Source organism: Tardiphaga sp. (assembly GCF_028290785.1).
GTDB lineage: Bacteria > Pseudomonadota > Alphaproteobacteria > Rhizobiales > Xanthobacteraceae > Tardiphaga.
Genome location: NZ_JAQGJD010000045.1, coordinates 1 through 19,549 on the forward strand (window position 1 = coordinate 1; position 19,549 = coordinate 19,549).

Below are 19,549 nucleotides of genomic sequence, written 5' to 3' on the forward strand. Positions count from 1 at the left end.
GCTCCCGCTGCCCAGGCGCCCGCCGGCGCGCCGGCTGCCGGCGCCACACCGCCCGAGCAGCAGGTTCAGCTGATCTATGCACCGTGGACCAAGTTCTGCCTCAAGGGCCAGGACGCCAACGCCAAGCAGGTCTGCTTCACCGGTAAGGACGGCCGCATCGAGTCCGGCCAGCCGGTCATCGCCGCCGTCATCATCGAGCCGGAAGGCGAACCGAAGAAGATCCTTCGCGTGACGCTGCCGCTCGGCATGCAGCTGGTGCACGGCACCCGCGTCATCGTCGATGCCAACGCGCCGGCGCAGAGCCCGTATGTGATCTGCTTCGCCAACGGCTGCATGTCCGATTACGAAGTCACCCCGGAACTGCTCGCCAACCTCAAGAAGGGCCAGAACCTGATCGTCCAGGCGATCAACTCCAACGGCGCGCCGCTGACGCTGCCGCTGCCGCTGGCGGAATTCGCGAAGGCTTACGACGGTCCGCCGACGGATCCGAAGGTGTTCGAGGAAACCCAGAAGAAGCTGCAGGAAGAACTGCAGAAGCGCGCCGCGGAAGCCCGCGCCAAGCTGGAAGCCACCCAGCCCGCCGGCGCCACGCCACCGGCCAATCCTGCCGCGAAGTAAGCGGTTTCCAAGAAACTACGAAAAGGCGCCCAGCGATGGGCGCCTTTTTTGTTTCGCGAGCGCCGCACTCTCGTGCCCCGGACGCGATGCAACACGAAGTGTTGCCTCGCAGGGCCGGGGCCGTTACGGGCGACAGTGTTTGGGGTGGTTCCGGCTCTGCGGAGCGGCATAAGGATGCCGCATCGCGTCCGGGACAGGAATCAATTCAGCGAGGGATTTCGGGGCCGGTAGCTGCCGGTCTTGTCCTTGACGAAGATCTCGGCGACCTGCGAATGGCGGATCGGTTCGCCGGAATCGTCGGGCAGCAGGTTCTGCTCGGAGACGTAGGCGACGTATTCGGATTCCGAGTTTTCCGCCAGCAGATGGTAGAACGGCTGGTCCTTGTGCGGACGCACTTCCTCGGGAATCGACAGCCACCATTCCTCGGTATTGGCAAATACCGGGTCGATATCAAACACCACGCCCCGGAACGAAAAAATCCGGTGCCGGACGATCTGCCCGATTTGAAACTTGGCGGTCCGCGCTTTGATCATTGTCGTCGAATAGACCAGGATTGTGGCCGATGCTAGAGGCAAACGACGTATTTGTGACGCACGCGCCCCGATCCGCTCACCGCTTCTCCGGCCAACAATAAGAAACAATCGCCCATGATGGATGTCCTCAATCTGGCGCTGCCGTATTTCGGGTTGATCTTCATCGGCTTCGCCTGCGGCAAGGTGAAGAAGCTGCCCGAGGCAGGGCTGAGCTGGATGAACTTCTTCCTGCTGTACGTGTCGCTGCCCGCGCTGTTCTTCCGCATCATGGCGAAGACGCCGTTCGAGGAACTCAACAACCTGCCATTCGTGATCGCCACCACGGCGGCGACCGCGAGCGCATTCTTCCTGTCGGCCTATGTGGGCAGACTGATCGGCGGGTTGACGCTGCGCGAGGCCGGCATGGCCGGCCTGTCGGGCGGCTACGGCAATATCGGCTATATGGGTCCGGGCCTGGCGCTGGCCGTGCTAGGCACGCAGGCGGCGGTGCCGACCGCGCTGATCTTCTGCTTCGATAGCATCTTCCTGTTCTCCATCGTGCCGCTGGCCATGGCGCTGACCTCCGGCGACAAGCGACCGCTGTTGCCGACCATCGGCATCGTTATCAAGCACATCGTGCTGCACCCGCTGATCGTCGCGGCCTATCTCGGCGCGCTGGCCGCCGCCTTCCACATCCAGATGCCGGTGGCGATCGACGGCATGCTGGCGTTCCTGCAGAACGCGGCGGCGCCGGTGGCGCTGTTCACGCTCGGCGTCACCGTGGCGCTGCGGCCGTTCGCGCGGGTGCCATGGGAGGTGCCGGCGGTGATCGGCATCAAGCTGATCGTGCATCCGCTGATCGCGTTTGCGCTGATGCTGCTGGTCGGCCCGTTCCCACCGGAATGGGCAGCGACCGCGGTGCTGCTGGCGTCGCTGCCGCCGGCGCTCAACGTGTTCATCATCGCCCGGCAATACGACACCTGGATCGAGCCGGCCTCGGTGGCGGTACTGATCGGGACGTTTGTATCGGTCGTCACGCTGACGTCGGTGATGTACCTGCTAAAGACCGGGCAGATCGCGTTTCCCTAAAGCGCTTCGCCGCCAAGATGGCGCGAGGCCCTCCCGCATGGCGAGGCGGCGTAGCGGGCCGACCGAGCCCATCAACTGCATGCCGACGCCGCGCAGCAGTTGCACCGGAAGGAGATCGCTAAGCAGCGAGCGGTTGGCCATGTCGATGGCGAAGGTGCGGCTGGAAATGTCGCTTCGCCGCGCCTTCTCGAACCGCGCCAGTACGACGGCCGCACCGATGTCTTCGCCTGAACTCATCGCGGTCCCGACGATGCCAGCGATATCGGCGGCATCGCGAAGACCCATATTGAGGCCCTGAGCGCCGATCGGCGGGATGACGTGGGCGGCTTCGCCGACCAGCACGATGCGGTTCTTCGCCACCTGCCTAGGCTCCTCAATGGCGAGCGGAAACAGATGGCGGCCGGGCTCGACCTCGACGCGACCGAGGATCGAATGCATCTGCTTCTCGTTGGCGGCGGACAGTTGGTCGTCGTCGAGCGCCATCAGCCGAGCGGCTTCGTTGGGGGAGGCGACCCAGACCACGCTGCAGCGCTGGCCGGGCAGCGGCACGATCACACACGGCCCCTGCGGGGTGTGAAACTCGGTCGACGTGTTTCGGTGGGGGCGGCTGACGCCGATGTTGAAGGTCAGCGCGGCCTGGTCGAGCCGGCGGCTTTTCACCTCGATGCCGGCGGCGTCGCGGCATAACGACTGCCGGCCATCGGCACCGACGATCAGCCTGGCGGACAACGCCTGGCCCTGTCGGGTACGAACGGACGCTTGGCTTTCGTCTGGAACAATGCTCTCGGCGTCATCGTCGATCCGCGCGAGGTTGGACAATTCGTCCGCGCGCGCTTCCAGCGCCACCATCAGGTCGCGGTTGGCGATGTTGTGGCCGAAGGCGTCGAGGCCGATTTCCTGCGACGTAAATTTGACCTCGGGAGCGCGGATCAGCCGGTGGGTGTCGTCGACCAGCCGCATGGTGGTCAGCGCCGCCGACTGGTCGGCGCAGCGGCGCCACACGTCGAGGCGATCGAGGAAGGCGGTGGAACCGCCGAGCAGAGCGGTGGTGCGGTTGTCCGCATAGGCCTGCCGGCGGGCCACCAGCGCGACGCGGGCGCCGGTGTCGGCCAAAGCGATGGCCGCGGCGAGGCCGGCGGGGCCGCCGCCGATCACGGCGACATCGTAGGTTTGGAAAGGCTGGGAGGTCTCGGTCATGGCCGGACAATCGGCGTTGTCGGCGGTCTTTTCAAGAGTGCCGGTCGGGCGCTGACCGTTCCAGCGGCGGAAGGCCGCAAACGCCGATGTGCAAATCCGGCCGATTCCTGATAGCACTGGCCGGCAAATGGATGCTTCCAGCCCGCCGACCGCCCCATCCCGAACCGCGAAAGCGGCCGCGTTCTCCGTGCATATCTTCACGGCGCTGGGCGCCGGCGTGGCGCTTGTCGCGATGATGGAAGCGGTGCGTGGGCAGTGGGCCGGGATGTTTGCGTGGCTCGGCCTGGCGCTGATCATCGACGGTGTCGATGGTCCGCTCGCACGGCGGCTCGACGTGGTCCGCGTGCTGCCGGACTGGTCCGGCGACGCGCTGGATTTCGTCGTCGATTTCCTTACTTACGTATTCGTGCCGGCCTATGCGATCATGGCCAGCGGGCTGCTGCTGCCGTGGACGGCGGTGCCGCTCGGCGCCGCGGTCGCGGTGTCCAGCGCGTTGTATTTCGCCGACCGCCGCATGAAAACCGACGACAATCACTTTCGCGGATTTCCGGCGCTGTGGAATGCCGCGGCGTTCTATCTTTTCCTGCTGCATCCGTCGCCCGTTCTGGCGAGCCTCGCGGTGTTCGCTCTGATCGTGCTGACCTTCGTACCCCTGCATGTGCTGCATCCGGTGCGCGTGCAGCGGTTGCGCCGCTTCAACCTGGCGCTGACCGCGATCTGGGCCGTGCTGGCCATCGTCACCATCGCGCAGGACTTTGTCGTCGCTCTTCCCGTTACACTCGCGCTATGTGCGATCGCCCTTTACATCGTTTGCGGTGACGCTGTCATCCGCCTGCTGAGGCCTGCCACGTCATGATGGAATTGCTGACCAGCCCGGAAGCCTGGGCCGCGCTGCTGACGTTGACCGCACTCGAGATCGTGCTCGGCATCGACAATGTGATCTTCCTCTCGGTGATCGTGGGACGGTTGCCGGAGCCGATGGCGACGCGCGCCCGGCAGATCGGCCTGGCGCTGGCGCTGGTGTTCCGCATCGTGCTGCTCAGCCTGCTGGTCTGGCTGATCGGTCTGACCGAACCGGTCATCACCATCCGCAGCGTGGCGCTGTCGTGGCGCGATCTGATCCTGATCGGCGGTGGGCTGTTCCTGATCGCCAAGGCGACCCACGAAATCCACGGCGAGGTGGAAGCGCGCGATGGCGACGGCAGCGACGACAAGCCAAAACCCAGCGCGTTCTTCTGGGTGATCGTGCAGATCATCATCGTCGATATGGTGTTCTCGCTGGATTCCATCATCACCGCGATCGGCATGGCGCAGGACCTCGAGATCATGATCGCCGCGGTGATCATCGCCTGCGCGGTGATGTACGTCTCGTCGGGGCCGGTGGCGCGCTTTGTCGCGGAGCACCCCACCACCAAGATGCTGGCGCTGGCGTTCCTGGTATTGATCGGCGTCGCGCTGGTGGCGGACGGCTTCAAATTCCACATTCCGCGTGGCTACATCTACTTCGCGATCCTGTTTTCGGCGGCCGTCGAATTGTTCAACGTGCTGGCCAAGACCAACCGCAGGAAGAAGGCCTGAGGCGGTGCTCGTATGGGCGCAGTTGACAAGACCGGTCGGTCGGCTATCGCTTGCAACCTAAGAAGTTCAAGGGAGCCATTCGATGACCAAGGCCGTGCGCGTTCATAAAGTCGGGGGCCCCGAAGCTCTCGTTTACGAGGCCGTCGATGTCGCCGCGCCGGGCCCCGGCGAGGTCCGCATCCGGCAGCACGCCATCGGCGTCAACTTCATCGACGTGTACTTCCGCACCGGCCTGTACAAGGCGCCGACCCTGCCATTCATTGCCGGCAATGAAGCCGCCGGCGAGGTGATCGAAGTTGGCCCTGGCGTGACCGGCTTTCATCCCGGCGACCGCGTCGCCTATTATTCGGCGCTGGGCAGCTACGCCACCGAGCGCGTATTCGCCGCCGAGCGGCTGGTGAAACTGCCCGATCGCATCACCTACGAGCAGGGTGCGGTGCTGATGCTGAAGGGCCTCACGGTCTGGTACCTCTTGCACAAGACCTTCAAGGTCGAGGCCGGCCACCGCGTGTTGATTCACGCCGCCGCCGGTGGCATCGGACTGCTGGCGTGCCAGTGGGCCAAGGCGATGGGCGCCCATGTGATCGGCACCGTCGGCTCCAAGGAGAAGGGCGACCTGGCGCTGGCCAATGGCTGCGATCACGTCATCTACTACAACGAGGAAAACTTCGTCGATCGCGTCAAGCAGATCAGCCGCAGCGAGCTCTGCGACGTGGTCTATGACGGCGTCGGCAAGACCACTTATCCCGGCTCGCTGTCGTGCCTGAAGCCGCGCGGCATGTGGGTGAGTTTTGGCAATGCGTCCGGTCCGGTGCCGCCGTTCGCCATCGCCGAACTCAACAACCACGGTTCGCTGTTCGCGACGCGGCCGAAGCTCAACGACTACGTCGGCAAGCGCTCGGAATTGCTGGAAGGCGCGGATACGCTGTTTTCGGCTGTGATCGACGGCAAGCTGCACGTGCCGATCAACCATGCCTACGCGCTGAAGGATGCAGCGAAGGCGCACATCGATCTGGAGAGCCGATCGACCACGGGCGCTTCGATTTTGAAGCCGTAAGGCAACTCACGTGTCGTCCCGGACAAGTTCGCGCAGCGAACGCAGATCCGGGACCCATACACGCTGGAGAAACGTGCCACGCTGTCGTAGCCGCCTTCGCCCATCTCTGTGGACGGAGGCTATGGGTCCCGGCTCGCGCTTGCAAAAGCTCGCTTGGCCGGGACGACAGGCTTAGAGGCTGCGCGCTACTAGAACCCCGCCACTGTCCCGTGCAGGTCATACGCATCGGCGCGTTCGATCTTGGCCGTGACGATCTCGCCTACCTTCAGCGGCCGACGTGCCGACACGTACACTGCGCCGTCGATCTGGGGCGCGTCCGACTTCGAGGGGCCCTTCGACACGGTTGGGCGACGTGTGTTTGCTTATTTCACGCCGAAACACAATGTGCACCAGCGGCGGTCAGCTCCGGCCCGCTACTCAACCACTCGCCCACATATGCTTTGAGAGCCATCAGCGTCTTCGTCCGTCCCGGTGAAGCCGCGCTTCGATGCCCGAGACGACGTCTTCGACGATCTCCTGCAATTCGATCGGCGCCGCACCATCCCGCGCCTGGATCGAGATTCCCTGCAGGACCGCCGACAAATAACGCCCGAGCCTACGTGCCTCGCCCTTGGTTGCGAAAGGCGCAAGCGCCATTGCAATGCGTTCCCGCATGGCATCGCGCCGCGCCGCTGCATCACGGGCGAGCGCCGCATGATCCGGGTGACACGCGATCATGCCGCTGGAGATCATGCACCCACCGTCGCGGTCCGGACGCGTCACAGCCCGAACTGCTCCCTTCAGCAGCGTCCGCACGGCCTCCGCGAGCGAGGGGGCCTTTTCCACTGAACAGAGATCCAGCGAACCGAACTTTTCTTCGTAGCGGTCGAGCGCCTCCCTATAGAGCCCCGCTTTGCTGCCGAAAGCGGCGTAGAGGCTCGGAGGCGCAACGCCGATTTCTTTGGTGAGGTCGCCGATCGACACGCCCTCATAGCCGCTCCGCCAGAACAGCCGCATCGCCGTCTCGACAGCTTCATCCCGGTCAAAGCTCCAAGGGCGACCGCCGCGGGATTTTTCATTAGGTTTCATAGCAGTCACTAAATAACGCCTTGACAGGCAAAGTCAAGAATGTTGCATAGCACTCACTAAACAACATGGAGAAGACTCTTGCATCACTCACGACGTACATTCCTTTCCGGCGTGACCGGTCTTGTTGCGCTGGCGATTGCAACGGCGGCACTCGCGCCGCAGGTTCATGCGGCGTCCGCCGCGACGCCAGAAACCGCTTTCAAGGAGAAGGGTGTTACCCACGAAACATTCGTCGCGCGCTCAAGCGATGGCACGATGCTGGTGGGTGAGGCGCAGGGCGATCCTAATGCCCCGGAAATCCTATTGATCCACGGCTTGCGGCAGAGCCACCTGAGTTGGAACAAGCAACTCGCCGACCCCGCGCTCAAGCGTTTCCGGATCGTGACCTTCGATCTGCGTGGCCATGGAGATTCCGACAAGCCAACCTCGCTCGACGCCTATTCCGATGCGGACAAGTGGGCGGATGACGTTGCGACTGTGATCCGTGCCGCGAAACTACGCCGGCCCGTACTGGTGGGCTGGTCGCTCGGCGGTTATGTGGCGGGCGCTTACCTACGCAAATACGGTGGCGAAGCCATTGCTGGCGTCAATCTGGTTGATGCGGTTACGAAGCTTTCTCCCGATCTTTTCGGCGAGGAAGCGATAAACTTCATTGGCACCACCACCTCGCACGATCTGGCGACAAGGACTGTGGCGACGGCCGATTTCCTCGCCGCCTGCTTTCACAAACCTCCAGCAGCAACGGAAATGCAGCGGATGCTGGTTGTCAACGGCATGACAGCTCGGGCCGCCTACGAGGGTTTCCTCCAAACAACGACGACCGATCTAGAACCCGCTTTCAAAGCCTTTGCCGGTCCGATTCTGCTGACGCATGGCGTTCATGACAGATTGGTTCGTGTTGCGATGTCGGAGCGGATCAAGGCGATTCACCCGAACAACCGCCTTTCGCTCTTTTCTGACAGCGGGCATAGCCCGTTTTACGAAGAGCCGGTCCGCTATGGAAAGGAACTCGCCGAGTTCGTGAGGGCTGCCAATAAAGGATAACGGAGGCTCTTGGACCCGGATCGGCGAAACCGTTCTTCAGATTCTACGGCAACCTCGGCGACTGTCATCGGCTCCACGGCGCTCACACCTCAAGACCAATAGTCGTTACTGCTCGGTGTTCGATACCTTCGCCGACGGGCGCGTCATGACTTGACCCGTCGGCGGCACACACCGCCGCCTGAAGCGAGGCGTGTTCCGAGTCCTCGCCGCTGTCAAACGCCGGATGCAAGCGTTAGAGTCTCTCCACTAGTGGGTGTCGCACTTGTGGCGTGAACCCAAGGGATCCAGTAGACGGCGGCAATGCGGCTCTATCACGGGCGATAGAGTTTACTGGGTCGCCGGTCAAGCCGGGCGATGACAGAGAGTTTCGGGTGACTTCCCCGTCAAAACCCCGCCACGGTCCCGTGCAGATCATACGCGTCCGCGCGTTCGATCTTCGCGGTGACGATCTCGCCGACCTTCAGCGGGCGCCGCGCGGAGACGTAGACTGCGCCGTCGATCTGGGGCGCGTCCGATTTCGAGCGACCCTTCGACACGGTCGGGCCGACCTCGTCGATGATGACCTGCTGCCGGGTGCCGATCTTGCGCTTCAGGCGGCGGGCTGAGATCACCTGCTGTCGCGCCATCAGCGCGTTCCAGCGCTGCTGCTTGATCTCTTCCGGCACGGCGTTGCCGAGCGCGTTGGACGGCGCGCCGGCCACCGACTCGTATTTGAACGCGCCGACGCGGTCGATCTGCGCTTCGTCGAGCCAGTCGAGCAGATACTGGAAGTCGCTCTCGGTCTCACCGGGGAAGCCGACGATGAAGGTCGAGCGCAGCGTTAGGTCCGGGCACTCCTCGCGCCACTTCTTGATCCGAGCCAGCGTCTTGTCCTGCGCCGCCGGGCGCTTCATCGCCTTCAGGACTTCCGGAGCGGCGTGCTGGAACGGGATGTCGAGATAGGGCAGCACGTTCTTGTTGGCATTCATCAGGCCGATGACTTCATCGACATGCGGGTAGGGGTAGACGTATTGCAGCCGCACCCAGGCGCCGAGTTCGCCGAGCTCCTTCGCCAGGTCGAAGAATTTGGCGCGGACCTCGCGGTCCTTCCAGATACTCGTTGCGTACTTGATATCGACGCCATAGGCCGAGGTGTCCTGCGACACTACCAGCAGTTCCTTGACGCCGGCCTTCACCAGATTCTCGGCCTCGCGCAGCACCTCGTTGGCCGGCCGCGATACCAGATCGCCGCGCAGCTTCGGGATGATGCAGAAGCTGCAGCGGTTGTTGCAGCCTTCGGAAATCTTCAGATACGCATAGTGCCGCGGCGTCAGCTTGATACCCTGCGGCGGCATCAGATCGAGGTGCGGATTGTACACCGGCGGCAACGCGCGGTGCACGGCGTCGAGTACGCTCTCATATTGCTGCGGGCCGGTGATGGACAGCACGTTGGGATAGGCGGCCTCGATCTGCTCGGGCTCGGCGCCCATGCAGCCCGTCACGATCACCTTGCCGTTCTGCGCCATGGCTTCGCCGATCGCGCCCAGCGATTCCGCCTTGGCGCTGTCGAGAAAGCCGCAGGTGTTGACGATGACGATGTCGGCGCCATCATGCTTGCGCGCCAGCTCATAGCCCTCGGCGCGCAACCGCGTGATGATGCGCTCGGAATCCACCAGGGCCTTGGGGCATCCTAGCGAGACAAAGGAGATTTTGGGCGCGGCGGCCTGTTGCATATTGGATCTGCCTGATTGAAGGGCAGCAACTAGGCCTATTTGCTCATAAATACAAGGCTTTAAGCCATGCGCTGGCGTGCTATGGGTCATCTGAGGTAATTGCGAGCAATTCATGGGCGCCGAGTCGTCTCCAAAAATCGTTATCGTCGATGAAAGTCCGATCCGGGCCGCTATTCTTGAAGAAGGATTGCGCGAGGCCGGCTATGTCGATGTCCAGCACATCCGCGAGATGCATAACCTGCTCGCGCGGATCTATGCGCTGGATCCCGACGTCATCGTCATCGACCTCGAAAACCCCAGCCGCGACGTGCTGGAACAGATGTTTCAGGTCAGCCGCGCGGTGCGCCGCCCCGTTGCGATGTTCGTCGATCAGAGCGATTCGGAATCGGCGCGCGCCTCGGTCGATGCCGGGGTATCCTCCTACATCGTCGATGGGCTGAAGAAAGAGCGCATCAAGCCGATCCTCGATCTGTGCATCTCGCGCTTCAATGCCTTCTCGAAATTGCAGGACGAACTCGAGCGCACCAAGTCGGCGCTGGAGGACCGCAAGATCATCGATCGCGCCAAGGGTATTGTGATGAAGTTGAAAGGCCTCACGGAAGAGGAGGCCTACGTTTTGCTGCGCTCTACGGCCATGCGCGAAAAAAAGAAAATCGGCGATATCGCGCAGTCGATCATCACCGCAGCGGAGTTGCTGAAATGATGGGTCAACCGCTTCACATCGGGTTCATTCCGCTGGTCGATGCCGCCGCGCTGATCGTGGCCGTCGATAAGGGATTTACCGCCGCCGAAGGCCTTGATGTCACGCTGGTTCGCGAAGTGTCGTGGTCGAACGTCCGCGACAAGCTGAACATCGGGCTGTTCGACGCCGCGCATCTGCTGGCGCCGGTGGCGGTCGCCTCCAGCCTCGGTCTCGGCCATGTGAAAGTACCGATCGCGGTGCCGTTCACGCTCAACCTCAACGGCAATGCCATCACGGTATCGCCGGCGCTGCACGAGCAGATCGCGGCGCATCTGGACGGCGAGATCGCCAATCCGCTGGCCACCGCCCGGGCGCTGGCGCGGGTCGTCGCGGCGCGGCGGGCCAGCGGTGCGGAGCCGCTGACCTTCGGCATGACGTTCCCGTTCTCGACACACAATTACCAATTGCGGTTCTGGATGGCCGCAGGCGGCGTCGATCCCGATGAGGATGTGCGCCTGGTGGTGCTGCCGCCGCCCTTCATGGTGGATAGCCTGGCCAATGGCCATGTCGACGGCTTTTGCGTCGGCGCGCCGTGGAACGCAGTGGCGGTTGATCGCGGCATTGGCCAAATCTTGCATTTCGGTCCGGACATTCTCACCAGCGCGGTCGAGAAGGTGCTGGCGGTGCGCGGTCGCTGGGCCGAGGAGCAGCCGGACACCCTGGCGGCACTGGTCCGCGCGCACCAGAAGGCCGCGGACTTCATCGAGGAGCCCGGCAACCGCGACGAGGTTTCGGCGATGCTGGCCCGGCCGGACCGCGTCGATGCCGACGCCGGGATCATTCATTCCGTTCTGGCGGGCCGGCTGGCGATGGTGAAGGGTGGGCCGGTGAGGGAAAGCTCGAACTTCATGTCGTTCGGCCGCAACGGCGCGGCGCGGCCCGATCCGACCCAGGCCGCCTGGCTCTATGCGCAGATGGCGCGCTGGGGGCAGGCTCCGGTCAGCCCGGAGGCGCTGAAGATCGCCAAGGCCGTGTTCCGGCCGGATCTCTACGATGCGGCGCTGGGTCGGCAAGCCGCGCCTGCCAGCACCGGCGACCCCATCGGCGCCTTCGCCGGCCCAGTCTTCGATCCCGCCAATATAGCGGCCCATCTGGCGGCATTCGAGATCGCCAATATGCGGGGGTGAGAGGTTCCGCCTTTCGCGATCGTTCCCAGCGAAGCAACCCGCAGCGGCGCACGCCGAACAATGTTCCCCGCCAGGCACGCGGCGATCACGCCGGCGACGATTTGATCACCGTCTATTTATTGAGCGTGCAGTGCAAAATGCCGGCATCGAGGCGACCCGCCACGCCGATCAAAGCTGCAACATGCTGAAATTTATGAGTATTTTGGTCTACCCGTTGTGGCACGGGACTTGAATGCTTCTAGCCTGTCGGCGTTCGCAGATGCCCGCCGGCGACGTCCCCAGATGGATTTCCGCAGCAACGAGGCTGATCGGACCGCTTCCAGACTTCAAGCCGGCGCGATGTGCCGACCGGAGCCTGTGCGGTCACATTCCGTATCCCCGTTGACGCCACGCAAGTGGCCGCAGGAGCTTCATAGCGTCCATGAAAATCGAAACCCTCTCCGTTGATTTCACCGACGAACAGAAGCGCTACCTGGAAGGTTTTTCGACCGGCCTGCAGATCAGCCGCGTCGGTCGCGGGCTTGGCGGTGCGGCTGCCAGGGCCAGTGCCGAGCCGACCGGGCCGGAAGCGCCGCACATCCGGGCGCAAGACCGCACCATCGCGGCGGGCAAGAAGCTGGTCGACCAGGAGAAGTGGAAGCGCGAGGAACATCCGTTCGACGCCTATCCGCGCCTCAAGGCGCAGGCGCTGATCGATGCGCGGCCGTCGCCGGCCGACAATTTTCGCTGGCGATACTACGGTCTGTTCTATGTTGGACCGACGCAGGACTCCTACATGAGCCGGCTGCGGATTCCGAACGGCATCATGAAGCACTGGCAGTTCGCCGGCCTCGCCGACCTGATCGAGCCGCTGTGCGGCCCGTTCGCCAACGTCACGACCCGCGCTAACCTCCAGGTGCGCGAAATCCCGCCAAAGAATGCGGTGGCGCTGATCGAGGGGATCCAGGATCTCGGCCTGTGCTCGCGTGGTTCTGGCGCCGACAACATCCGCAACGTCACCGGCACGCCGACAGCGGGCATCGACCCACAGGAACTACTGGATACGCGGCCCTATGCGCGAGAGTGGCACTATCACATCCTCAACGACCGCTCACTGACCGGCCTGCCGCGCAAATTCAATGTTGCCTTTGACGGCGCCGGCAAGATCGCGGTGCTGGAAGACACCAACGACATCGCCTTCGCCGCCGTCGAGGTAAAGGACGGATTTGGCGTCGATGCCGGCGTCTGGTTCAAGCTCGGCATCGGCGGCATCACCGGCCACAAGGATTTTGCGACGGACACCGGCATCATCGTCAGGCCGGCCGATGCCACCAAAGTGTCGGACGCCATCGTCCGCGTCTTCATCGATCTCGGCGACCGCACCAACCGGCTCAAGGCGCGGCTGAAATACGTCATCGACGGCATGGGCATGGAAAAATTTCTGGTGCTCGTCGAGGAGAAGATGGGCCACGCTTTCACCCGCGTAGCGGCGGAGGCCCTGCTGCCGCGGCCGAGCTTCGACCGCACCGCGCATATCGGCGTGCACAGGCAGAAGCAGGAAGGCCTGAATTGGCTAGGCGTCGCGCTGCCGCTGGGTACCGTGACCTGCGATCAGATGCGCGGACTTGCAAAGATCGCCGCCGATCTCGGCGACGGCGATATCCGTCTCACGGTGTGGCAGAACCTGCTGATCCCCGGCGTGCCCGACAACAAGGTGGCGCTGGCCACGGCCGCTATCGAGGCGATCGGTCTGGCGATCAAGACCACCGAACTTCGCGCCGGGCTGATCGCCTGTACCGGACGCGCCGGCTGCAAGTTCGGCAATGCCGACACCAAGCGCACCGCCGCCCGGATCGCCGACTGGGTCGATCCGCGGGTGCCGGTGGAGACCCCGATCAACGTCCATCTCACCGGCTGCCACCACTCCTGCGCGCAGCACTACATCAGCGACATCGGCATGATCGGCGCCCGCGTCCCGGTGGGCGACGGCGACGACACCGTCGATGGCTTTCATGTTTTCACCGGCGGCGGCTTCGGTCCGGCGGCGGATGTCGGGCAGGAGGTCTATCACGACGTCAAGGCCGAGGACGCGCCGGTGATCGTCGAGAAGCTGCTGAAAGCCTATATGTCGCATCGAACGTCACCCGACGAGACCTTCCTCACCTTCGCGCGCCGGCATGACGGCGAGACATTGCGAAAACTCGCCGATGCAGAGGTGTCCGCATGAACCAGATGACGCCGCCCCCCAAGGTCGAGATTATTCCCGCGTCCGCGCCGTTCTCCGAAGCGCAGCGCTCGTGGCTGAACGGCTTCTTCGCAGGCCTGCTGTCGGATGCGCCGGCGCCGCTGTCGGCGGAGCAGGGCGCCGCCGTGATGCTAGACGAAGACGACGGCGCACCGTGGCACGACCAGACCATGCCGATCGCCGACCGCATGAAGCTCGCCGAAGGTAAACCCGTCCGCCGCAAGATGATGGCGGCGATGGCGCAGCAGGACTGCGGCCAGTGCGGCTATAACTGCAACGACTATTCCGACGCCATCGCCAGCAAGGCCGAGCCGCGTTTGAACCTCTGCGTCCCCGGCGGCAAGGAAACCGCCCGGATGCTGAAGGCGCTGCACGAGGAGTTGGAGAAAGCGCCCGCGGCAGGTGCCGCACCGGCGACGCCGGCGGCAGCGGAGCCAGCCGAAGTTGCTGCGCCGGATCCGTCCACGCTCGGCCGCTCCCGCGATAATCCGGCGCCCGCGATCTTTCTCGGGCGTCGTCTGCTTAACGGCAAGGGCTCCGAAAAGGAGACCTGGCATATCGATTTCGATCTGTCCGGTTGCGGCCTCGACTACGTCGTGGGCGATTCCTTCGGTATCTTTGCATCAAACGATCTCGGCCATGTCGATCAAATCATCGCGCTGCTCGGCGCCTCGCATACGACGGCGGTACGCGGCAAGACGCTGCGCGAGGTGCTGCAATACGACGTCTCGCTGGCGCCGGCGCCCGACAGCCTGTTCGAGCTGATCTCCTATCTCACCGGCGGTGCGCACCGCGCCAAGGCGCGAGCGCTGTCGCAGGGCGAGGATCCCGACGGCGATGCCGCCACCCTCGACGTGATGGCGGCGCTGCAGAAGTTCTCCAATGTGCGGCCACATCCCGAAGCCTTCATCGAGGCGCTGGAGCCGCTGCAGCCGCGGCTGTATTCGATCTCGTCGTCGCACAACGCGACGCCGGGCAAACTCTCGCTGACGGTCGATATCGTGCGCTACGTGGTCGGCAAGCGGAAGCGCCATGGCCTGGCGTCGAGCTTCCTGGCCGACCGCATTCAGCCGGGCGATGAACTGAAAGTCTATGTGCAGAAGGCCCACGGCTTTGCGCTGCCCGAGGACCCGAACATTCCGATCATCATGGTCGGACCTGGCACCGGCATCGCGCCCTTCCGCGCCTTCCTGCACGACCGCAAGGCGACCAAGGCGCCCGGCAAGAACTGGCTGTTCTTCGGCCACCAGCGCAGCGCCTCGGATTTCTTCTATGCCGACGAACTCAACGCGATGAAGAGCGAGGGATTCCTGACCCGGCTGTCGCTGGCGTGGTCGCGCGATTCCGGCGAAAAGTTCTACGTGCAGGACCGCATGCGCGAGGTCGGCCGCGACGTCTGGACCTGGCTCGCCGACGGCGCCCATGTCTACGTCTGCGGCGATGCCAAGCGGATGGCCAAGGACGTCGAACGCGCCATGGTCGACATCGTCGCGCAATACGGCGCCCGGACCACCGACGAGGCTGTACTGTTTGTCGGCGATCTCAAGAAAAAGGGCCGGTTCCAGCTCGACGTATATTGATAGCGCTGAAGCCTCTCCGCTGTCATTGCAAGCGCAGCGAAGCAATCCAGAAGCCGCGAATAGGGACTGGATTGCTTCGTCGCGAGGGTTCCTCGCCGTAACGGTAGCGAAATGCCGATTCTAGCGTTCAAATCCTCGCGAATAAAATTCTCGGCGCCATCCCCCGCAGAGCATTTTCGTCTGCCCAGCGACTCCGCGGCAGGCCCTGTGTCGCTATTTTTCGGCCCCCCTTGCATCGCAGCCGGAACGGCATTTCCTTAGTCGGACAATGAAGCGCTGGAGAACGACGATGCGCGACTTTTCCGCGGAAGCCCGCCTGCATATCCATGCCCGCACGCTGGCGGGGCGTTCTGCCGTCCGGATTCACACGGTGGCGGTTTACGGCGCCTTCGCGCTGATCGCCGCTATCGTGTTCGGCACGCTGTCCGTGCATCCGTTCTGACATCGGCAGGGCAATTCTCGCAAGACTGGACCCTCAGGGTGAATTTAAGCATCAAGCGTCAGGAACTGCCGGCGGTCGCCCCGTCGGCCATCGAGCGGGCGTTGCTGTTGGCGCCCGGCTTCGCCGAGCGTGCACCGTTGCACGACCGCACCGCGAGCTTTCCGTTCGAGAATTTTCAGGAACTGTCTGATGCAGGGCTGCTGGCGCTGACGGTGCCGCAACTGTTTGGCGGTGCGGGCGGCGGCGTACGCGATGCTGCCCGGGTGGTGAACATCGTTGCCAAGGCTGACGCGGCGACCGCGCTGGTGCTGGCGATGCATTACATCCACCATCTGGTGATCGCCGGCAGCGCAAACTGGCCGCAGCATCTGGCGCGCAAGCTTGCGAGGGAGACTGTCGAAGGCCTTGCGCTGGTCAACGCATTGCGCGTCGAGCCCGACCTGGGTTCGCCGTCGCGTGGCGGCTTGCCGGCGACCACGGCTAAACGCACCGCCGCCGGCTGGCGGCTCAGCGGCCACAAGATCTATTCGACCGGCGCGCCGATCCTGAAATGGTACACCGTGTGGGCCAAGACCGACGAGCCCGAGGTGCGCGTCGGCCTGTTCCTGGTGCCGGCGGGTCTGCCGGGCACCACCATCGTCGAGACCTGGGATCACCTCGGCCTGCGCGCCAGCGGCAGCCATGACGTGGTGTTCGATGACGTGCTGTTTCCGCTCGACCATGAGGTCGACGTGCGCAGGCCATCGGAGTGGGGGACGCCCGATCCGACCCAGGCCACGGTGCAGGCGGTGCTGGTCGGCGCGGTCTATGATGGCGTCGCGCGCGCCGCCCGCGACTGGCTAATCCAGTTCTTGAAGGACCGCGTGCCATCGAGCCTCGGTGCGCCACTTTCGACGCTGTCGCGCGCGCAGGAAATCGTCGGCGGCATCGAGGCAAAACTCGCAGTCAATGCCCGGGTTCTCGATACGTTTGCGCGGGACATCGACGATGGCGTGGCACTGACTGCCTCCGAGGCCAATATCGTCAAGCTCACCGTCACCAACAACGCCATCGCCGCGGTGGAAGAGGCGCTGTCGCTGACCAGCAATCACGGCCTGGCCCGCGCCAATCCACTCGAGCGGCATTTTCGCGACGTGATATGCGGCCGCGTGCACACCCCGCAAGACGATGCCACACGCATTTCCGCCGGCCGCCTCGCGCTCGGCATCTAGTTCAACCCATCGAGAGAATGGAGATCACCATGTCCATCGAATTCATCGGCTTCATCAGCAACTCCGATTCCTCTGAGACCCGCGTGCGAACCGGTCCGGTGCTGAATCCCGGCTACATCGAGACTGTTGCCAAGGCGCATGAAAACGCCGGCTTCGATCGTGCGCTGCTGGCGTTTCATTCGACCTCGCCGGACGGGCTGCAGGTCGCGCAGCACGTGCTGGGCGTCACCGAGCGGCTGAACACGATGATCGCGCAACGCCCGGGTTTCACTTCGCCGACGTTGCTGGCGCGCCAGTTGGCCGTCATCGACCAGTTCTCTAGGGGCCGCGTCTCGCTGCACGTCATTACCGGCGGCAATGCCACCGAGCTTCGCCAGGACGGCAATACGCTCGATGACAAGGACGAGCGCTACGCCCGCACCGACGAGTGGCTCGACGTGCTCAAGCTGGAATGGACCAGCGAGAAGCCGTTCACTTACAACGGCAAGTATTTCCAGGTCGAGAACGGCTTCGCCCAGGTCAAGCCGTACAGCCCGATCCACGTCTTCGTCGGCGGCGCGTCGGACGCAGCCATAGAGGTCTCCGGCAAGCACGCTGACACCTTTGCGCTGTGGGGCGAGTCCTACGCGCAGGTGCGCGATGTCACTACGCGGGTGCGCGCGGCCGCCGCCAAGTACGGTCGGCCGTCGCCGCGGTTCAGCCTGTCGGTACGGCCGATCATTGCCGACACCGAGGAGAAGGCCTGGGCCAAGGCCGAGGACATTCTGGCGCGCGCCACCGCGCTGCAGGACAAGACCGGCTATCGCAAGCCGGCCGATGGCCACGCCACTGCCGGCGCCAAGCGTCTGCTGGCGCTGGCCGAGCAGGGCACCCGCATCGACAAGCGGCTGTGGACCGAAATGGCGGCGCTGACCGGCGCCAACAGCAACACCACGGCGCTGGTCGGCACGCCCGAGCAGGTCGCCGAAGTGTTCGCCGATTACTACGATCTCGGTGTCAGCCACTTTCTCATTCGTGGCTTCGATCCCTTGATCGACGCCATCGATTACGGTCGTGAACTGATCCCGCGCACCCGCGAACTGGTCGCCCAGCGTGCGGCCGCCCACAAGAATTCCGGAGTGGCAGCGTGATGAAACGTCTTATCGTCACCGCGGCGTTGTTTGCCGCCGCGCTGTCGTCGGCCCATGCCGAAACAACGTTGATTGTCGGAGACCAGAAGGGCAATGCGCGCGCGGTGATGGAAGCCTCCGGCGTGCTCAAGGACGTGCCCTACAAGATTGAGTGGAAGGAATTTGCCGCAGCAGCGCCGCTGCTGGAGGCGCTTGGCGCAGGCGCCATCGAGGCCGGCCTGGTCGGCGATGCGCCGTTCACCTTCGCCGCGGCGGCCAACGTGCCGGTGAAGGCGATCGGCGCGATCCGCCAGACCGGGGACGGCCTCGCCGTGCTGGTGCCGAAGGATTCCGCCATCAAGAATTTCGACGAGCTGAAAGGCAGGAAGATCGCCACCGGTCGCGGATCGATCGGGCACCAGCTTTTGCTGGCCGCGCTGGAGTCAAAGGGCTGGACGCCTGCCGACGTGCAGATCGTGTTCCTCGCGCCCGCCGATGCGAAGGTCGCATACAGCCGCGGTTCGGTGGATGCGTGGTCGACTTGGGAGCCCTATGTCAGCCAGGAGGAAGTTCTGTTCCAGTCGCGCGTTGTGCTGAATGCCGAGGGCCTGACGTCGGGACTCAGCTTCGTCGTGGCGACGCCGAACGCGATCCGCGACAAGCATGCCGATCTGGAAGACTATCTGCGCCGCCTGACCGCTGCGCGCGCATGGGCGCTGAACAACGCCAACGCGTACGCCCAGACCTGGGGCAAGCTCATGAACGTCGAGCCGTCGGTGCCGCTGAACTGGCTCACCCGTGCCAAGATCCGCATCGCGCCCATCGACGACAGCGTGGTCGCCGACGAGCAGAAGACCATTGACCTCTATCTGCGCGCCGGGCTGATCAAGCAGAAGCTCGACGCGACGACGCTGGTGGACCGTTCCTTCACCGACGCGATCGGCAAGGGCGCAGGGTTGTAGCAGACATACCGTCGTTCCGGGGCGTGCACGGCGCAAGCCGGGCGCGAACCCGGAACCTCGAAATGTTCAGCCAAAACATCTCGGGATAGAGGACGTCGATCCAACACTGTCATTCCGGGGCGCGCGCAGCGACAGCTACGTGCGAACTCGGCCGCGGCATCTTGTAGTTCACGACGGCGACGCCGACAGTGTCCTTGCTGGATGAAATATCGCCGTGGTGCATGACGTGTTCTCCGTTCGCGGCAATCCTGTGCCGACGAACAGAGACAGGCCATAC

18 protein-coding genes and 1 pseudogene are annotated in these 19,549 nt (G+C 64.0%); 14 read left to right on the top strand and 5 right to left on the bottom strand.

The window, feature by feature from the left end; genetic code table 11:
* A partial coding sequence (locus JWR89_RS02440; protein ID WP_299711370.1) for an invasion associated locus B family protein occupies positions 1 to 618 on the top strand: 618 nt, incomplete at its 5' end.
* Between the two features lie 200 nt (positions 619 to 818).
* Here JWR89_RS02440 and hspQ read toward each other — a convergent pair.
* Positions 819 to 1,151 carry a heat shock protein HspQ gene (gene hspQ, locus JWR89_RS02445; RefSeq protein ID WP_299711373.1) on the bottom strand — a complete coding sequence of 111 codons (333 nt, stop codon included), beginning with the start codon at positions 1,149 to 1,151 and terminating at the stop codon, positions 819 to 821.
* Between the two features lie 114 nt (positions 1,152 to 1,265).
* Between hspQ and JWR89_RS02450 the strand changes: the two genes are divergently transcribed.
* Positions 1,266 to 2,219 (top strand): AEC family transporter, encoded by a 954-nt coding sequence (locus tag JWR89_RS02450; protein ID WP_299711376.1) that lies wholly within the window; start codon positions 1,266 to 1,268, stop codon positions 2,217 to 2,219.
* Here the strand turns inward: JWR89_RS02450 and JWR89_RS02455 are convergent.
* The gene (locus JWR89_RS02455; protein ID WP_299711379.1) at positions 2,190 to 3,416 is read right to left on the bottom strand and encodes a UbiH/UbiF family hydroxylase; all 1,227 of its coding nucleotides are present in this window, start codon (positions 3,414 to 3,416) and stop codon (positions 2,190 to 2,192) included. The two genes, JWR89_RS02450 and JWR89_RS02455, sit on opposite strands and share 30 nt — an antisense overlap.
* A 127-nt stretch (positions 3,417 to 3,543) precedes the next feature.
* On the opposite strand from JWR89_RS02455, the gene pcsA reads away from it, so the two are divergent.
* The 3 genes from pcsA to JWR89_RS02470 all read left to right on the top strand — a co-directional run bounded on the left by pcsA (position 3,544) and on the right by JWR89_RS02470 (position 6,051).
* On the top strand, positions 3,544 to 4,272 hold the full coding sequence (pcsA, locus tag JWR89_RS02460; protein WP_299711381.1) for a phosphatidylcholine synthase: 729 nt from the start codon (positions 3,544 to 3,546) through the stop codon (positions 4,270 to 4,272).
* Positions 4,269 to 4,994: a TerC family protein gene (locus JWR89_RS02465; RefSeq protein ID WP_299711384.1), complete on the top strand. Its 726-nt coding sequence runs from the start codon at positions 4,269 to 4,271 to the stop codon at positions 4,992 to 4,994. The genes pcsA and JWR89_RS02465 overlap by 4 nt, the downstream gene beginning before the upstream one ends.
* An 82-nt stretch (positions 4,995 to 5,076) precedes the next feature.
* The gene (locus JWR89_RS02470) at positions 5,077 to 6,051 is read left to right on the top strand and encodes a quinone oxidoreductase (protein WP_299711387.1); all 975 of its coding nucleotides are present in this window, start codon (positions 5,077 to 5,079) and stop codon (positions 6,049 to 6,051) included.
* A 188-nt stretch (positions 6,052 to 6,239) separates the two neighbouring features.
* On the opposite strand, the pseudogene JWR89_RS02475 reads toward JWR89_RS02470, so the two are convergent.
* Together JWR89_RS02475 and JWR89_RS02480 are read right to left on the bottom strand one after the other, a co-directional pair.
* Positions 6,240 to 6,398: pseudogene (locus JWR89_RS02475) on the bottom strand (30S ribosomal protein S12 methylthiotransferase RimO); the annotation flags it as partial.
* A gap of 103 nt (positions 6,399 to 6,501) precedes the next feature.
* Entirely contained in the window at positions 6,502 to 7,119 is a 618-nt protein-coding gene (locus tag JWR89_RS02480; protein WP_299711390.1) for a TetR/AcrR family transcriptional regulator, read from the bottom strand.
* 78 nt (positions 7,120 to 7,197) lie between these two features.
* On the opposite strand from JWR89_RS02480, the gene JWR89_RS02485 reads away from it, so the two are divergent.
* Positions 7,198 to 8,163: an alpha/beta hydrolase gene (locus tag JWR89_RS02485; protein WP_299711392.1), complete on the top strand. Its 966-nt coding sequence runs from the start codon at positions 7,198 to 7,200 to the stop codon at positions 8,161 to 8,163.
* Positions 8,164 to 8,546: 383 nt separating this feature from the next.
* Here the strand turns inward: JWR89_RS02485 and rimO are convergent, their stop codons facing one another.
* Positions 8,547 to 9,875, bottom strand: a complete 1,329-nt coding sequence (gene rimO, locus JWR89_RS02490) for a 30S ribosomal protein S12 methylthiotransferase RimO (RefSeq protein ID WP_299711395.1) — start codon at positions 9,873 to 9,875, stop codon at positions 8,547 to 8,549.
* Between the two features lie 112 nt (positions 9,876 to 9,987).
* Between rimO and JWR89_RS02495 the strand changes: the two genes are divergently transcribed.
* The 8 genes from JWR89_RS02495 (at position 9,988) to JWR89_RS02530 (ending at position 19,272) form a co-directional block, all read left to right on the top strand.
* Complete coding sequence (locus JWR89_RS02495) at positions 9,988 to 10,578, top strand: ANTAR domain-containing protein (protein WP_299711398.1); 591 nt, start codon at positions 9,988 to 9,990, stop codon at positions 10,576 to 10,578.
* Positions 10,578 to 11,744 carry a CmpA/NrtA family ABC transporter substrate-binding protein gene (locus tag JWR89_RS02500; RefSeq protein ID WP_299711416.1) on the top strand — a complete coding sequence of 389 codons (1,167 nt, stop codon included), beginning with the start codon at positions 10,578 to 10,580 and terminating at the stop codon, positions 11,742 to 11,744. The genes JWR89_RS02495 and JWR89_RS02500 overlap by 1 nt, the downstream gene beginning before the upstream one ends.
* A 421-nt stretch (positions 11,745 to 12,165) precedes the next feature.
* Complete coding sequence (locus tag JWR89_RS02505; protein ID WP_299711401.1) at positions 12,166 to 13,950, top strand: NirA family protein; 1,785 nt, start codon at positions 12,166 to 12,168, stop codon at positions 13,948 to 13,950.
* Entirely contained in the window at positions 13,947 to 15,548 is a 1,602-nt protein-coding gene (locus JWR89_RS02510; RefSeq protein ID WP_299711404.1) for a sulfite reductase subunit alpha, read from the top strand. Before JWR89_RS02505 ends, JWR89_RS02510 begins: the two co-directional genes overlap by 4 nt.
* 289 nt (positions 15,549 to 15,837) lie before the next feature.
* The gene (locus tag JWR89_RS02515; RefSeq protein WP_299711407.1) at positions 15,838 to 15,990 is read left to right on the top strand and encodes a hypothetical protein; all 153 of its coding nucleotides are present in this window, start codon (positions 15,838 to 15,840) and stop codon (positions 15,988 to 15,990) included.
* A gap of 38 nt (positions 15,991 to 16,028) precedes the next feature.
* Positions 16,029 to 17,201 carry an acyl-CoA dehydrogenase family protein gene (locus JWR89_RS02520; protein WP_299711410.1) on the top strand — a complete coding sequence of 391 codons (1,173 nt, stop codon included), beginning with the start codon at positions 16,029 to 16,031 and terminating at the stop codon, positions 17,199 to 17,201.
* A gap of 29 nt (positions 17,202 to 17,230) precedes the next feature.
* Positions 17,231 to 18,331 (top strand): LLM class flavin-dependent oxidoreductase, encoded by a 1,101-nt coding sequence (locus JWR89_RS02525; protein ID WP_299711413.1) that lies wholly within the window; start codon positions 17,231 to 17,233, stop codon positions 18,329 to 18,331.
* Complete coding sequence (locus tag JWR89_RS02530; protein WP_299711418.1) at positions 18,331 to 19,272, top strand: ABC transporter substrate-binding protein; 942 nt, start codon at positions 18,331 to 18,333, stop codon at positions 19,270 to 19,272. The genes JWR89_RS02525 and JWR89_RS02530 overlap by 1 nt, the downstream gene beginning before the upstream one ends.
* The last annotated feature ends 277 nt before the right edge of the window (positions 19,273 to 19,549 follow it).